Raw genomic sequence first — 15,233 nt, forward strand, 5'->3', positions numbered from 1 at the left:
TAAGGACCATCCCATGTCCAAGAAAAAGAACGCCAACAAGCCTGTCGTCGTCAACGATGCCCTGCCGGTCGCTGCCGCATCGGCGCCGCATATCGATATCGGGATCAAGGACGCCGATCGCAAGCAGATCTCCGACGGTCTGGCCCGCTACATGGCTGACGCCTTCACCTTGTATCTGAAGACCCACAACTTCCATTGGAATGTCACCGGGTCGATGTTCAACTCGCTGCACACCATGTTCGAAACCCAGTACACCGAACAATGGGCGGCGCTGGACGAGGTGGCCGAGCGCATCCGCGCCCTGGGCTACAACGCACCGGGCTCGTACCGCGAATTCGTCGCGCTGACCTCGATCCCGGAAGAGCCGGGCCTGAGCGACAGCGCTGACTGGCGCGAGATGGTGCGCCAGCTGGTCAGCGGCAACGAAGCGGTCTGCCGCACCGCGCGCAAGGTGCTGGGCACCGCCGACGACGCCGGCGACGACCCGACCGTGGACCTGCTGACTCAGCGCCTGCAGACCCACGAAAAGTACGCCTGGATGCTGCGCTCGCTGTTGCAGTAAACCCTCGGGCTTCGCCCCTTCGGGTTCGCCCAAGGTTTCGCTGCTGCGAAACCTTGGGCCTGTGCTTAATTGCCTGCCACACCCCGCGCCTTCGGCGCGCCCACTGACTCAGGGGCTGCGGCCATCTCCGCTTCGCCGACATGGCCCCCAATGGTTGCCTTGCAAACGTCGGGCCCCGCTACGCACCTCCACACCCCCCGCCTTCGGCGCGCCCCCTGACTCAGGGGGTGCGGCCATCTCCGCTTCGCGGACATGTCCCCCAACGTTTGCGTTGCAAACCTCGGGCCCCGCTACGCACCTCCACACCCCCCCCGCCTTCGGCGCGCCCCCTGGCTCAGGGGGTGCGGCCATCTCCGCTTCGCGGACATGTCCCCCAACGTTTGCCTTGCAAACGTCGGGCCCCGCTACGCACCTCCACACCCCCCGCCTTCGGCGCGCCCCCTGACTCAGGGGGCTGTTGGTGCGCTGTCGGTTGCTGAGCCCCTCTCTGCCGGGGCGAGAAGGCACGGTCTGCGCACCACTGGCGCGTGTGCCATGGAGCGCGCGCGGAGCGGGGGTGGGGGTGCGGAGCGAAGCTCAGTGCCCTCAACGCGCAGCCACCGGCCCTGCACTGCGCCGCATGCTCCATCCCGGTCACACCGCATTGCGCACGCGCCCGCCGCGTCGGCCACATCGCGGCAATCTCCGACCCGCTATCGAGCAACGCTGCCGACATGACACCGGCCAGGGCTTGACCCGCGCGGTATCCTAGGTCGATGTCTTCTCCCGCACACGAATTGCTCAGCCGCGTCTTTGGTTACGACGCCTTCCGCGGCCCGCAGCAGGCCATTGTCGAACACGTCGCCGCCGGCAACGACGCGCTGGTGCTGATGCCCACCGGCGGCGGCAAGTCGCTGTGCTACCAGGTCCCGGCACTGCTGCGCGACGGCATCGGCATCGTGGTCTCGCCGTTGATCGCATTGATGCAGGACCAGGTCGAGGCGCTGCGCCAGCTCGGGGTGCGCGCCGAATTCCTCAATTCCACCCTGGATGCGGAGAACGCGCAGCGGGTGGAACGCGCCCTGCTCGCCGGCGATCTGGACCTGCTGTACGTGGCGCCGGAACGGCTGCTGACCCAGCGCTTCCTGTCGTTGCTGGAGCGCAGCCGCATCGCCCTGTTCGCCATCGACGAGGCCCACTGCGTCTCGCAATGGGGGCACGACTTCCGCCCCGAGTACCGCCAGCTCACCGTGCTGCACGAGCGCTGGCCGCATATCCCGCGCATGGCCTTGACCGCCACCGCCGACCCGCCCACGCAGCGCGAGATCGCCGAGCGCCTGGACCTGGTGGACGCGCGCCACTTCGTCAGCTCCTTCGACCGCCCCAACATCCGCTACACCGTGGTGCAGAAGGACAACGCGCGCAAGCAGCTGCAGGAGTTCCTGGGCCGCCATCGCGGCTGCGCCGGCATTGTCTATGCGATGTCGCGGCGCAAGGTGGAAGAAGCCGCCCAGCAGCTGTGCGCGCAAGGCTTCAATGCCCTGCCCTACCATGCCGGCCTGCCGGCGGAGGTGCGCGCCGAGAACCAGCGCCGCTTCCTGCGCGAGGACGGCATCATCATGACCGCCACGATTGCTTTCGGCATGGGCATCGACAAACCCGACGTACGCTTCGTGGCGCATGTGGACCTGCCCAAATCGCTGGAGGGCTATTACCAGGAAACCGGGCGCGCCGGCCGCGACGGCGAGGCGGCTGAGGCCTGGCTTTGCTACGGTCTTGGCGATGTGGTGTTGCTCAAGCAGATGATCGAACAGGGCGAAGCGGCCGAGGAGCGCAAGCGACTGGAGCGCGCCAAGCTCGACCACCTGCTCGGCTATTGCGAATCCATGCAGTGCCGCCGCCAGGTGCTGCTGGCCGGCTTCGGCGAGACCTATCCCAAACCCTGCGGCAATTGCGACAACTGCCTTACCCCGGCCGCCGCCTGGGACGCCACCGTGGCGGCGCAGAAGGCGCTGAGCTGCGTGTATCGCAGTGGCCAGCGCTTCGGCGTAGGCCACCTGATCGACATCCTGCGCGGCAGCGAGAACGAGCGCATCAAGCAGCTCGGTCACGACCAGCTGAGCACCTATGGCATCGGCCGCGACCTGGACGAACGCACCTGGCGCAGCGTGTTCCGGCAACTGGTTGCGGCCAGCCTGCTGGAGGTTGACAGCGAAGGCCACGGCGGCCTGCGCCTGACCGATGCCAGCCGCCAGGTGCTCAAGGGCGAGCGCCAGGTGATGATGCGACGGGAAAACCCGTCCGCCGGCCGCGAGCGCGACCGCAGCACCCAGCGCACCGGCCTGCCGGTGCAGCCGCAGGATCTGGTGCTGTTCAACGCCTTGCGCGGATTGCGCGCGGAGCTGGCCAAGGAGCAGAACGTGCCGGCCTTCGTGATCTTCCACGACAGCACACTGCGCAATATCGCCGAGCAGCGCCCCACCAGTATCGATGCGCTGTCGCGCGTGGGCGGTATCGGTGGCGGCAAGCTGGCCCGTTATGGCGCGCAGCTGATCGATATCGTGCGCGAGCAGGGCTGATGCAACAGCCTGTGCCAGCGGCAGCCATGCGCCGGCACACCATTCGCCTGGATCGACAGCGGGCATTCAATCACCCGTTGCTAGTTTCACAGGGCGAGCTGGCACGCGCTGCCAGTCACTTGAGTAGAGCCGAACCGATGAAACGCAGCCTGCTTCTCCTGGCCACTCTATTCGCCGCCGGTGGCGCACTCGCCCAGAACGGCGACGGTAGTGCCGAGCCGGCATCCGCACGTGCACTGGACCTCAGCGTCCCGCAGGCACCGGTGCAGTACCGTTCGGACCCGGAATACAGCACCGATCCGCCGGGCACGTTCTACGGCGACAAGAGCGGCCCCCGGCCTGCACTGGCACGCCCGAGCGCGGCGTCGCTCGCTGCCGAGCGCGCCGAACAATGCCAGGGCAAGCTTCACGGCGCCGTCGAGACCGGCATCGGCTATTCCAGTCGCGGCGGCAACAGCAACTGGCAGGCCGCCAACTTGAATTCCTGCAAGACCTATTACGACGACGACGGCAAGGCACACCAGATCGGCGTCAGCATCAGTGTCGGCCGCGGCGAAGGGCCGGTGTTCGGCCCGCGCTACGCGCCTGGCGGCTATGGTCCCGGCCCCTTCGGTTGGTAACCATACGGCTGCGTCTGCGTTGACGAAGGGTTCACTGCTGCATCGCTGAGAATGTGGCCTGCCTTACGAGACGTGCTCATGTCACAGAACAAGGATCGGCCGGTTGTATTCGTTGTCGAAGACGGCGACGGCACCCGACAACTCAGCTGCCTTGTGCTGGAAAGTTACGGCTTTACCTGCCGCAGCGCCGGTTCGGTGGAAGAAGCGCTGACATTGATCGAAAGCGACCCGCGCGTCGATGTGCTGTTTTCCGACATCCACTTTCCCGGCGGACTGACCGGCGTGGATCTTGCGCTCAAGACCGCGCACGCGCCGTACAACCTGCCGGTATTGCTGACCTCCGGGCTGGCGGTCGAATACGTCGAAGAAATCCTGCCCGACGGCGTGGCTTTCCTGGAAAAGCCCTACACCCCCGAACAACTGCTCACCGCCATCCGTAGCGTAATGGCAAAACGCCGCGTGCTCGCCACCCCGGGCGTCTGACGCGCACGGCCGCAACTGGACGGCGGCCCACAATCCCGGTATGAAATGCCAGCCGTCGCGCGATGTGGCAGCAACGGGGATTGATCACGCACAGCTGTGCCATGGCCGCGGCGCAATGCCCGCCTGGTGCCGCTGTGCTTACGCCAGGGGACAGCATGAAACAGCTAGTGACCGCAGCCATTGCCATGGCTGCGTTGAGCGGGTGCGCGACGGTGATGAACGACGCGACCCAACCGATTCGCATCGACACCAGGACCGCCGATGGCCAAACCATCACCGGTGCCGATTGCGCCATCAGCAACGACAAGGGACGCGCCACCCTGAAGTCCGGCCAGACCGCCCAGGTGCGCCGTTCCGCACGCGATCTGGATGTCACCTGCGTGCTGCCCGGCCAGCGCGATGCGGCAGGCCGCTCCATCTCGCGCGCCAACATGGGTATCTGGGGCAACATCCTGATCGGCGGCGCCATCGGCGCCATCGTCGACCACACCAAGGGCACCGGCTACACCTACCCCAGCTGGATCCAGCTGGTGTTCGGGCAGACGCTGAGCTTCGACCGCCACCGCGAGGAGCGCGGGCAGCCACTGCAGGGCGAGACCGCGCCAGGCGGGGTAGTGGCGGCAAGCGGCCGCACGCAGATCGAAGCGGTGACAACGCCGCTGGCAGCCGATGCCTCCTCCGCTGCACCTGTCAGCATTGCGACAGTGCCCACTACCGCTGCGGCTCCGACAACGTCTGCGGGCCCGGCGATGTCGAGCGAATCATCGATGCAACGCGCCCAAAGCATCAGCAGCGGCTTGCACTGCGGCACGGTGCAGGCGGCCGGCCCTACCCGCTTCACTGCGACCTGCCAGAGCGGCAGCACCGTACAGATCGACTGTGCCGGCTTCCGCTGCACGTCCAGCTTTCAGTAGTCTCCCGCGACTGCGCTCGGAGGCGAGCGCAGTCCAGGACGGCGCGCGTGTCGGAAATATCCCGATAGCCTGTCAGCGCGCTCCCGATTTACGTGATGCACGTCTCACTTAAACTGCAGCCACCGGACGCGAGGCCAGTTGGGCCGCTCAACTCGCGGGGCGCTGAGCACGCCCCCGCCGGGACACTGGTGGTACGAACTGCGTCGCGCATTGCATCTGGCGCCAGACGATAGGCTCGTAGACCACTGCGTCGCGATCACTGCCCTGCCGGGTTACATCTGATCGCATGCACGTGTTTCTCCGTGCAAAAGCAGTTGCGCTTGTCGAGCTGGGCTCGCACATCGATCGGATGCGGCGAAATGCGCCTGGTGATTCGAGCGACCTCACTGTGGCAGGCGACACGCGTGGCGGCCATCACTGGTCGGCTGGCCGATCCAATCGATCTCTTCTGTCGGCTGCTCTCATCGGTTCACGTGGTGGCCCGGTGCATGACCTGCTCGCGCGTAAGTCGCGCTGCTTGAATGCCACCGCTCGCAATACCACAGCAGTTGCCACACATCGGTCCGCAGCTTCGTGACGTCGCACGGCGCTGACTGCATACATCGCATCGGGCGTCTTCGTATCAAATAGCCCGGCGCAGACGGCTCCCACTGCATCGAAGCGACTGAACCGAGCGACAGCGCTGCTGGCCTTCCATCAGGGCAAAAGCGCGCCAGCATGCGAATGCAGCGCATTTCACGCGATCAAGCAGGCCGCTCGCTAGGCTAACGTCAGTGCAGCGCTTCGCTGCAGATGACTTTCGGGAGATTTTCATGGGCGACAACGCGTTTCTGACACCGGCATTCGCCATCTTGGTCATCGGAATCATCGCCGTGGTGTTCTGGCTGGTGACCCGCGCCAAGAAAAAGCGCAACAAGAAGTAGGCGAGCCGGGCGATGGCCCGCAGGCGAAGGACGCGACGCGCTGCATACGATTGCCTGCGACGCAGCTCGTCAGGCATCGGTCGACCTGCGTCGGCCGCTACGCGAGACAGACTTCAGGAGTTTACTTTGCGGCGTAGCGAAGCATTGGCACAAGCATCCTGCCGCTGACACGAACGCATGCACTCCACGCGCACGACCTGACCGATATGGACGCTGCATTCGAGCGCGCTGCCTGGAAAGCTGCACACGCGCAGCAAGATGCGCCTCAGAAACGCTCACCCACAGGCAGATAACGCCACTGGCCGATCGCCAGCTTGCCCAGCGACACGCGGCCCACACGTAGCCGACGGATGCTGACCACGTCCAGTCCCACCTCACCGCACATGTAGCGCAGTTGGCCTGGCTGCACGTGCTTGATCGCAAAGCGCAGCCGTTCTTCGTTCTGCCAGCTCACCTTGCACGGCGGCAGGCTGCGCTGCTGATACACCAGACCGTGCGCCAGCCGCGCCATGCCATAGGGGCGCAGCTCGCCGCGTACTTCCACCAGAAATTCCTGCTCGATCGAGCCTGCATCGGCCGTCAGCCTGCGCAGTACCCGCCCGTCCTGGCTCAACACCAGCAGGCCGCTGGCATCGTCTTCCAGCGGCAGCGGCGCATGGAGGCGCAGGAAATGCCGTTTGAGCACGCGCAACTCGGCGTTGTCCAGTTCGCTCCGGCTTGCCGGATTGGCCAGTGCCAACGCGGCGTCGGCCGTCATTCCTGCCGGCTTGTGCAACAGCAAGGTGGCGGGCTCGGCGGGTTCCAGCACCGCATCCGGCGCAAGCGTTACCTGCGCCGCGGTCGCCAGGGCCTGCGGCTCTTCGACAACCACCCCATCCACGCTGACCCAGCCGCCCTCGATGTACTGCTGCGCCTCGCCACGCGAGCAGCCGAACTGCGCGGCAACGCATTTATCGAGACGGATGGGATCGGACATCAGACAAGCTCGGCATCAGGGCACGGCAGTGTACGTGCTGGCCCAGCGAATGCGAGGGGCAGCCATCGCTCCGGACACGGACCGCACAGCCGGGCCGCACCCCCAGATCGCAGCACGCTGCGGCCTTGTACCACCCTGCCGCCTGCGTCGACCGCTGCTTCTGCCCTGCTCCACAACGTGGGAAACTCGGCACTCACACAGGAGCTCGCAGATGTTCATCAAGTTCGGCACCACCCGGGTCCGCCTCACCCACATCTCGGTCATCAGCGATCCGTTCAACGCAGGCGAAAGCTTCGGCTCGTACTGCCACTCCGTGCGGGTCGGCCTGCTCTCCGGCGAAGAAGTGTTTGCGCGTTTCAACAGCGAGTCCGACGCACAACAGCTGCATGCCAAGGTGCTGGCTGCACTGGAGGGCTGACGCCGGTCCGCAACGCAGCGCGCTCGCCCCGCTGCTGAGGTTTGCCTCGTCGCCAGATGGAATGCGCGCTGCCGACACTGCTCCAAGCTCGCACACATCGCCCTGCACTGCGGGGCACTGTCGCCCGTGCAGATCGACCCAGACGTTTGCCGAGGCTCCAGCGCGCCTGCGCAAGGTGTGTTTCTGGTGGTAGGCAAGACGCACTCCGATACACGTATCAGCCCTTCACCTGCCGCATGACAAGCGTTCTGCAGATGACACGCATCGATCCAGCCAGGGCTTACAAGCGCGGCTGACAAATGACGCATGCAATCGATCATCGATGCCGAATTCTGCACACACGCTACGATGACATGCGTATTGCGCCGGTTGTTTCCGGCATCGGCAACATCTGTTTAACGTGCACGCAAAAGCGGCGTTAGCTGCACTCCCAGGCGATGAGCAGATCACGATGTCAGGCGCCGATGGACAGCTGTCGGGGAATCTCTTCCGCGCACTGAATCGGCTGTAACTATTACAGAACGGAAGGCTTTAGCACGTCGGTATCGAGCCGCTAGCTGGGCAAGACGCTTGAGTGGACGCACCCCGCATCCACTGGGCTCCTCAGCTGCACTAACTGGATGCGGTTATGAACGATTATTTGCAACGCCTCAATGTCGGCCGTCGCCTGGGCATGGCCTTCGGCATCTTGATTCTCCTGTCGGGCCTGCTTGTTGCAACCGGCCTGATCACCATGTCCAACGCCCGCTATGAGCTGGACACCATCGTCAACAACAATATGGAGCGGATCCGGCTGTCGAGCGAGATGCTCGATGCCAATACGAACGTGGCGATCGGCCTGCGCGACATCGTGATGGTGTCCGGCGATGCGGCCAACCGCCGCGCCCTGAAGATGATCGAAGACAACCGCGCACGCTACCGCCAGTCCCACGATGCACTGGCAGCCATGCCCAGCAGCGATGTCGAAAAGGCCGCTCTGACGCTGGTGCAGGAAAAGCGCGACATCTCGGTCAAATTCAACAACCAGATTCTCGACTACGGCATTCACGACCAGAACCAGCAAGCGCAGGCGTTGCTTCAGGGCGACGCCGCAACGGCCATGGATGCGCAGCAGGCGGCGATCCGCGAGAACGCCGAACTGGAACGGCGTCTCAGCAAGGATGCCTATGCCGCAGCGGTCGCATCGATGCATCGAGGAAAAATCACCCTCGCCACCGGCGGCATTGCCGCACTGGTCATCAGCGGGCTGCTCGCGTGGCTGATCACACGCAGCCTGACCCAGCCGCTCAGCCAGGCCACGCGCACCGCCGAAGCCATCGCCGCCGGCGATCTGCACAACGATGTCCACACCACCGCCAACGATGAAACCGGCCGTCTGCTGCAGGCCATGGACAAGATGCAGCTGCAGGTACGCAACCTGATCGCCGCACAGACCGAGATGGCCAGGCATCACGACGCCGGCACGATCAGCTTCCGTATCGATGCGGCGGCATTCCCGGGCGACTACGGCCGCATGGCCAACGACACCAATCTGCTGGTGGCCGCGCACGTGGCCGTGCAGACGGACCTGGCGCGCATCATGGGCCGCTATGCCGTGGGCGAACTGTCCGAAGACATGCAGCCGCTTCCCGGCGAAAAAGCGGCATTCAGCGACACCATGGCGCAGGTCAAGCTCAACCTGTCGGCGATGAATCACCAGATCAAGCATCTGGCACAGTCCGCCGCCAACGGCGACTTCAGCGCACGCGGCGATGTCGAGCGCTTCCAGTTCGACTTCCGCATCATGGTCGAAAGCCTCAACCACCTGATGTCCACCGCCGACGGCAACCTGCAGTCGTTGTCGTCGCTGCTGCAGTCCATCGCCGCGGGGGATCTGACTGCGCGCATGAGCGGCGACTTCCGTGGCGTCTTTGCGCAGATGCGCGACGATGCCAATGCCACCGCCAGTCAGTTGGCGCAGATCGTCGGCAACATCCAGCAATCGGCAGTATCGATCAACGCGGCTGCCAGCGAGATCGCGGCCGGCAACCAGGACCTGTCGCAACGCACCGAACAACAGGCGGCCAATCTCGAAGAGACCGCAGCGTCGATGGAAGAACTCACATCCACCGTCAAGCAGAACGCCGAGGGTGCGCGCCAGGCCAATCAGCTGGCGATCGGTGCCGCGCGCGTCGCCTCGCAAGGTGGCGACGTCGTGGGCAAGGTCGTGGAGACCATGAGCGGCATCGAAGCCTCATCCAAGAAGATCGCCGACATCATCAGCGTCATCGATGGCATTGCGTTTCAAACCAACATCCTCGCGTTGAACGCTGCGGTGGAAGCTGCACGTGCAGGCGAACAAGGTCGTGGCTTTGCCGTGGTCGCCTCCGAAGTGCGCACGCTCGCGCAACGTTCCTCCGGTGCGGCCAAGCAGATCAAGGACCTCATCGACGACTCGGTGCAGCGCGTGGCCGATGGCTCGGCGTTGGTGCGCAGTGCCGGCAAGACCATGGACGAGGTGGTTGCGAGCGTGCAACGCGTCACCGACATCATGGGCGAGATCTCCGCGGCATCGCAGGAGCAATCGGCCGGCATCGAACAGGTCAACCAGACCATCACCCATATGGACGAGACCACGCAGCAAAATGCAGCGCTGGTGGAAGAAGCGACGGCAGCCGCACGTTCGATGGAGGAGCAGGCAGTGCAACTCACCGACGCGGTGGCGATCTTCAGGATCGATGCGCGCCAGGCGCAAGACGCCAACACGCGCTCAGCCGCTCCGGTCGCAAAGCTGCTCCATAAAGTAGCCAACGCCTGATCCATCCATAGCGGCAAGATTGCCGGTGCACCGCAGCAAAGGGCGGCATGTCAGCAAGAGAGCGCCAACCGGCGCTCTCTTGCTTTGACCTTTCACTCAGCACGCCATCGGCAAGCGCTTGCCCTTCACGCCAATGCGTTGACGAACCGTCGCAATACGCATCTGTTCGACCAAACACGCGCGACATGCACGGCCTGACAGCTTCACGGGTGCCGCAACCGTCAACGCAACGCCTATAGCCCCGCAAGACATGGCGTCGACCTCGTTCCCGGTGCGCGTCACCGGCACCTCGCATCACCCTTCGCTTATGAGTTCATCGGTTCGCACTTCGGCGCGGTCGCGGGATAGATGTTATGCATCATCATTACCTCATCATTTAACTTTCGGAGAGTGGTTATTTCTTTTTTATAACCGTGCACAGTTATTGAATTACATATCGGTAATACATAAGCGCATAACTAGGGCGCAAGCCTGGCAGCAGAAATTGCTGGATTGCGTGCTTCGACGCTCCCCGCCAGTGGTTGCACACGCGCCCAATGATTCGCTGGGAGAGCTGCGCGGGCGAGGTCCACACTCATGCGCCATCCCGACGGTGCCGACCGTCATCTCCCTGCCGCTTGCCCAGGGCGTTATCTAGCGAGGTCTTCACATGGAATTTCAGGTCCACATCGGCACGGCATTGGGCATCGCCCTGCTCGCCACCGCCGGCGCTTCGCAGGCGTCCCCCGTCGACACCTACCCAGCCCGTGGCACGGTCTTGTCGAGCAACGTTCTGGCCAGCTATTCCCGCGATGCCATTGCGAACATGCTACGCGACGCCCCATCGCATGAGCAGCCCGACTGCAATGTCCGCGTAGCGGAATTCACCTATGCCACCATCGGTATCTATGGCGAACCGGCCACCGCCTCGGCCGCGCTGCTGGTTCCAGGCGGGCCACAGTGCCAAGGCCCATACCCACTGCTCGCATGGGGCGAAGGAACCCAGACCTTGCGCAGCACGGAACAGGCAAGGGACATCCGCGCCGCAGCGGGTAACGACCCGTTGGTCACCCGACTTGCCAGCCAGGGCTACGTCGTCGTCGCCACCGATTATCTCGGTCTCGGCAAATCGAATTATCCGTATCACCCCTACATGCACAGCGCTTCGCAAGCCAGCGCCATGATCGATTCGATGCGCGCCGCCCGCAGTGTCTTACGTCGCTTGAACACACCGCTCTCGGGCAAGGTGATGCTCTCCGGCAACTCTGCCGGCGCCCACGCCGCGCTGGCAACACAGCGTGAGATCGAAGCGCACCTGTCGCAGGAATTCAATCTAGCCGCCAGCTCCGGCATCTCCGGACCGTATGCGCTCAGCGAATCGGCGATGGACGATCTGACAGGGCGTAACACCGTGGCCGAAAGCACCTTTGCCTTGGTCTTTTTGAGCTACGCAATCACCTCCATGCAGCGCACTTACCACAACATCTATCTGGCGCCCTCGCAAACGTATCAAGACCCCTGGGCCGCACAGGTGGAAGCGTTCTTCCCCGGCACACGCAGCGTGGGCGATCTCGTCACCACGTTGCCGCCGGTCGGCAAGATCAAGGACTACTTCACCGCGGCCTTTCTTCAGGACGTCGCAAACAATCCGTTCAACCCGTTGCGGCTGGACCTGCAACGCAACGATCTGCTCGATTGGCGCCCGCAAACCCGCACCTTGCTGTGCGGCTCATCCAACGATGCGAGCGTACCGTTCAAAAACGCCACCAGGGCGGTCGACGCGTTCAAGCGCAATGGCAGCAACCAGGTGACAACGCTCGATCTGGGCACGGGCAAGCGGGAAGACAATAGTGCCTTCGTGCATCTGGCCGTCGAAGAAAGCTGCATCGTGGGCGTGCGTCAGCAGTTGCTGGACCCTAGCCGCTAAACGTTACAAATCCGCGTTTGTGCGCCATCTCGACCATCCCGCCGTTACCTGCGGGATGGTCGATCTTGATTCTTCACCGGGGTCGCAGCTGCGCCAGCGCATCCTTCAGGTCGCGAAACTGGAAGGGCTTCTGCAGTCCGTGCCGATGCCGGAACTTCTCTGGGATTCCGCTTTGCGCATAGCCGGTCACGAAGATGTAAGGCACGCCACGCGCATCCAGTTCTTCTGCAATCGGAAACGACAGCGTTCCACCCAGATTGACGTCCAATACCGCCAGATCCAGGTTGCCCTGCTGTACCACCTCAAGCGCGGCATCGACATCGCCCACCGTCGCCGCAACTTCATAGCCCAGCTCGGCAAGACAATCTTCCAGCAGCATCGCGACCAGCGATTCGTCCTCGACCAACAACACGCGCACGGTCACAGCCGCACCTCGGCAAGCTCGATCGACAACGGAATGGATACCCGAAACCGTACGCCGGTGGGCTCGAAGGCAAGTTCCACGTCGCCCTTGAGATCGTGCTTCAACCCACGCTCCAGCATGCGCGACCCGAAGCCCTTGCGCGTGGGCGGCTCCACGGCCGGGCCACCGGACTCCTGCCATGTCAGCTCAAGTATGTGTTGGTCGTCTCGCGTCTGGCGTTCCCATGCAATTTGCACGGAGCCCTCGGACGACGACAGCGCGCCATATTTGAGGGCATTGGTGCACAGCTCGTGCAGCGCCATCGAAAGCGCCAATGCGCGCCGCGGGTCGAGACGGCAAGAATCGCCCAGCAGCGTAAAGCGCTGACTGTCGCGCGGTGCGTATAGCGCCGCCGCATCGCGGGTCAGCTCCAGAATATCTGCGCTAACCCAGTTCTCGCGGGTCAGCGTGTCGTGCGCACGCGACAGCGCGAGCAGGCGCGCGTCGATCTTTTCCTGTGCATCGGCCAGGCTGTCGGCATTACTGAAGGACTGACGCGCCAACGATTGCACCATCACCAGCGAATTCTTGACCCGGTGGTTGAGCTCGTTGATCAACAACTGCAGATGCTGTTCGTGCTGTTTGTGCTCGGTGATGTCGCGGGTGGCACCGGCGATCGCCTCAACCTCGCCTTCCGGCCCGAATACCGGCGTAAAGATGTAGTCGTAGACACGCAGCCCCTTGACCGTGTGCGGGAACGGCACCTCACCGCGAATGGGCTGACGCGTGGCGATGACGCGCTCGATTTCCTCGTCATGCATCGCGGCATGCCAGGGCTCGTAGCCGAGTTCCAGGCACGTTTTGCCGCACGCGTCCTCCCAGCGCATGCCCCACATCGTCAACAGCGCCTGGTTGGCGTAGACGAAGCGATGCTGGGTATCGAACACGTATAAAAGATCCGGCGTGGCCTGTAGCAAAGCCTCGTAAATCCGCGACTTTGCGGCGTCTTCCTGATACTCGGCCATTCCCGTCATGGTCCTAAGGTTGGATCGCACAATAAAGTGATTGCCGTGAACGCGCGATCATGCCGGCACCGGAATCTTGACCGCCTAAAAATGCATACCTGCCGTGCGCCTTATACCTGGCGAATCAGACAGATACGTCAACTACCGGGAAGCGGCCCCAACCAATGCAGGCGCCGGCACCGCTGCGCCAGAGCTTGCACGCACAGAGGTCTGGCGCGATACGCCGCCTTCGCCCTGCCATCCAGGTAGTTGAAAGGTCTGACGGATCAGCACCTGGATGCCCGAACGCAGCGGCTTGCGCTGCCATCGCCATCGGGCGATGAACCCCCGAATAACCCATTCGATTCGCAAACCCACGGTCACCATGGCGTCTTATGCGCATCGTAGCCTCCCGCCGAAAGTGACCAACACCCCCACCCTTCCATCACTCGAATCGGCCAGACCATGTCTTCGTTCTCGCGCAAGAACTCCCTTCACACCTCGATGCTGGCATTCGCAATCATCCTCTGCTCCAACGTGGCCACGACTGCCGCCGCAGCATCGCTGCATGTCGTCTCCCGCACCGAGCAGATGACATCGTTTACACACACTGGCCCCAGCAGGACCGAGGTGTTCAATCAGCAATGGGCCGACGGTGCAGCGCAATGCCGCGACGCGTTTCCGCAAACCACCTCGGTGCAGCTCGGTCAGGTCAACACCCGCGCGATCAACGCAAACACCTTCAAGGTCACCGGCAAGTGGATCTGCCGGGGCTGATCGCTGCTGCGAGTCCGCCCGCACACAGGCATAGGCTGCTCGTTGCCAGGAGCGTTACGACATCCCGGCTGCGGCAACGCCCCTGTCGACCTCGGTGCCGCCACAGGCGGGGTCTGGCAAAGGACGCAAAGCCCGCGCCTCGACCGCTGCCCTCGAGCTGCGCGAGCGGGTGCATCGTTGGACCGGCGTCCAACTGCCTCGGCATCGCGTCGACAAAGGCCGTGTTCAAGCTGGCCTACCGCGTTGCAAGGATGCCGCGAGAAACCCCGCCAGCTCCCCCGCGTGAGAGGCCGGCGCCTACGATCGTGCGACGGTGATCCGGGGGCGAGCTGGATGACGTGCTGCGTGCAACAAGGACCCCACCGATGGACGGCGGTGATCGGTTGCGTGTGGAGTGCAGATCCAGAAGCGACGCTGCCCAAAAAATCGCGCGCCCAGCGAACAAAGGCAATTTTGGATGAGAGCATCGGAAAGAGATAATCCAGAAAACCAAATCCACGAAATAATAATTAATTTATAAATTTATTGATTTTCCGAGAATTACCTCTGCCCACCTCGAAAACCACCGATCACTTCCATTATTCATTAATCACCCAGACTTGGTTCACTGGCGGGAGTTACCGATCACCCACTCCGGTGGTCACATCGATAGTTTCTCTACAGCACGATGACCTCCTAGGGAAGGTCTGAACAACTCCATCTGATACTGCCACAATGGATCAACGAACCGAGCGGACGATCTCGATGCAGCTGAGCTTTGGCGACGCGGAGTACAACGGCAAGCGCAAGCAGACACGGCGCGAGGTGTTTTTGTCGGAGATGGAGCAGGTGGTGCCGTGGAAGGGTCTGCTGGTGCTGATCGCGCCGCACTATCCGACGTCTGGGCAGCCGG

12 protein-coding genes and 1 pseudogene are annotated in these 15,233 nt (G+C 63.4%); 10 read left to right on the top strand and 3 right to left on the bottom strand.

What is annotated here, in order from left to right:
* The first annotated feature begins 13 nt into the window (after positions 1–13).
* From A7D17_RS01395 to A7D17_RS24735, 5 genes are all read left to right on the top strand, one after another.
* Positions 14–562, top strand: coding sequence for a Dps family protein (locus A7D17_RS01395; protein ID WP_029220802.1), 549 nt, complete (start codon positions 14–16; stop codon positions 560–562).
* A gap of 755 nt (positions 563–1,317) precedes the next feature.
* Positions 1,318–3,120 carry a DNA helicase RecQ gene (gene recQ, locus A7D17_RS01400; protein ID WP_064507439.1) on the top strand — a complete coding sequence of 601 codons (1,803 nt, stop codon included), beginning with the start codon at positions 1,318–1,320 and terminating at the stop codon, positions 3,118–3,120.
* Between the two features lie 137 nt (positions 3,121–3,257).
* Entirely contained in the window at positions 3,258–3,740 is a 483-nt protein-coding gene (locus tag A7D17_RS01405; RefSeq protein ID WP_064507440.1) for a hypothetical protein, read from the top strand.
* A 78-nt stretch (positions 3,741–3,818) separates the two neighbouring features.
* Positions 3,819–4,223 carry a response regulator gene (locus tag A7D17_RS01410; RefSeq protein WP_064507441.1) on the top strand — a complete coding sequence of 135 codons (405 nt, stop codon included), beginning with the start codon at positions 3,819–3,821 and terminating at the stop codon, positions 4,221–4,223.
* Between the two features lie 320 nt (positions 4,224–4,543).
* Positions 4,544–5,137, top strand: a complete 594-nt coding sequence (locus A7D17_RS24735) for a hypothetical protein (RefSeq protein ID WP_064507476.1) — start codon at positions 4,544–4,546, stop codon at positions 5,135–5,137.
* Positions 5,138–6,325: 1,188 nt separating this feature from the next.
* Here A7D17_RS24735 and A7D17_RS01425 read toward each other — a convergent pair.
* On the bottom strand, positions 6,326–7,036 hold the full coding sequence (locus tag A7D17_RS01425) for an rRNA pseudouridine synthase (protein WP_064507443.1): 711 nt from the start codon (positions 7,034–7,036) through the stop codon (positions 6,326–6,328).
* Between the two features lie 211 nt (positions 7,037–7,247).
* On the opposite strand from A7D17_RS01425, the gene A7D17_RS01430 reads away from it, so the two are divergent.
* The 3 genes from A7D17_RS01430 to A7D17_RS01440 all read left to right on the top strand — a co-directional run bounded on the left by A7D17_RS01430 (position 7,248) and on the right by A7D17_RS01440 (position 12,157).
* Positions 7,248–7,454, top strand: a complete 207-nt coding sequence (locus A7D17_RS01430) for a hypothetical protein (RefSeq protein WP_046963009.1) — start codon at positions 7,248–7,250, stop codon at positions 7,452–7,454.
* A 628-nt stretch (positions 7,455–8,082) separates the two neighbouring features.
* Positions 8,083–10,251, top strand: a complete 2,169-nt coding sequence (locus A7D17_RS01435; RefSeq protein WP_064507444.1) for a methyl-accepting chemotaxis protein — start codon at positions 8,083–8,085, stop codon at positions 10,249–10,251.
* Between the two features lie 649 nt (positions 10,252–10,900).
* Positions 10,901–12,157 carry a lipase family protein gene (locus tag A7D17_RS01440; protein WP_064507445.1) on the top strand — a complete coding sequence of 419 codons (1,257 nt, stop codon included), beginning with the start codon at positions 10,901–10,903 and terminating at the stop codon, positions 12,155–12,157.
* Positions 12,158–12,230: 73 nt separating this feature from the next.
* Here the strand turns inward: A7D17_RS01440 and A7D17_RS01445 are convergent, their stop codons facing one another.
* Both A7D17_RS01445 and A7D17_RS01450 read right to left on the bottom strand, forming a co-directional pair.
* Entirely contained in the window at positions 12,231–12,581 is a 351-nt protein-coding gene (locus A7D17_RS01445) for a response regulator (RefSeq protein WP_064507446.1), read from the bottom strand.
* On the bottom strand, positions 12,578–13,585 hold the full coding sequence (locus A7D17_RS01450) for a sensor histidine kinase (RefSeq protein WP_064507447.1): 1,008 nt from the start codon (positions 13,583–13,585) through the stop codon (positions 12,578–12,580). Before A7D17_RS01450 ends, A7D17_RS01445 begins: the two co-directional genes overlap by 4 nt.
* Positions 13,586–14,029: 444 nt before the next feature.
* Between A7D17_RS01450 and A7D17_RS24740 the strand changes: the two genes are divergently transcribed.
* Complete coding sequence (locus A7D17_RS24740) at positions 14,030–14,341, top strand: hypothetical protein (RefSeq protein WP_239692114.1); 312 nt, start codon at positions 14,030–14,032, stop codon at positions 14,339–14,341.
* 744 nt (positions 14,342–15,085) lie between these two features.
* Positions 15,086–15,233, top strand: a pseudogene (locus A7D17_RS23550) (IS5/IS1182 family transposase); the annotation flags it as partial.

It is taken from the genome of Xanthomonas floridensis, assembly GCF_001642575.1.
Taxonomy (GTDB): Bacteria; Pseudomonadota; Gammaproteobacteria; order Xanthomonadales; family Xanthomonadaceae; genus Xanthomonas; species Xanthomonas floridensis.

Excerpts from the sequence above, each read along its gene's own strand:
- A7D17_RS01395 (WP_029220802.1), top strand. The coding sequence starts at position 14 with ATGTCCAAGAAAAAGAACGCCAACAAGCCTGTCGTCGTCAACGATGCC.
- recQ (WP_064507439.1), top strand. The coding sequence starts at position 1,318 with ATGTCTTCTCCCGCACACGAATTGCTCAGCCGCGTCTTTGGTTACGAC.
- A7D17_RS01405 (WP_064507440.1), top strand. The coding sequence starts at position 3,258 with ATGAAACGCAGCCTGCTTCTCCTGGCCACTCTATTCGCCGCCGGTGGC.
- A7D17_RS01410 (WP_064507441.1), top strand. The coding sequence starts at position 3,819 with ATGTCACAGAACAAGGATCGGCCGGTTGTATTCGTTGTCGAAGACGGC.
- A7D17_RS01425 (WP_064507443.1), bottom strand. The coding sequence starts at position 7,036 with ATGTCCGATCCCATCCGTCTCGATAAATGCGTTGCCGCGCAGTTCGGC.
- A7D17_RS01430 (WP_046963009.1), top strand. The coding sequence starts at position 7,248 with ATGTTCATCAAGTTCGGCACCACCCGGGTCCGCCTCACCCACATCTCG.
- A7D17_RS01435 (WP_064507444.1), top strand. The coding sequence starts at position 8,083 with ATGAACGATTATTTGCAACGCCTCAATGTCGGCCGTCGCCTGGGCATG.
- A7D17_RS01440 (WP_064507445.1), top strand. The coding sequence starts at position 10,901 with ATGGAATTTCAGGTCCACATCGGCACGGCATTGGGCATCGCCCTGCTC.
- A7D17_RS01450 (WP_064507447.1), bottom strand. The coding sequence starts at position 13,585 with ATGGCCGAGTATCAGGAAGACGCCGCAAAGTCGCGGATTTACGAGGCT.
- A7D17_RS24740 (WP_239692114.1), top strand. The coding sequence starts at position 14,030 with ATGTCTTCGTTCTCGCGCAAGAACTCCCTTCACACCTCGATGCTGGCA.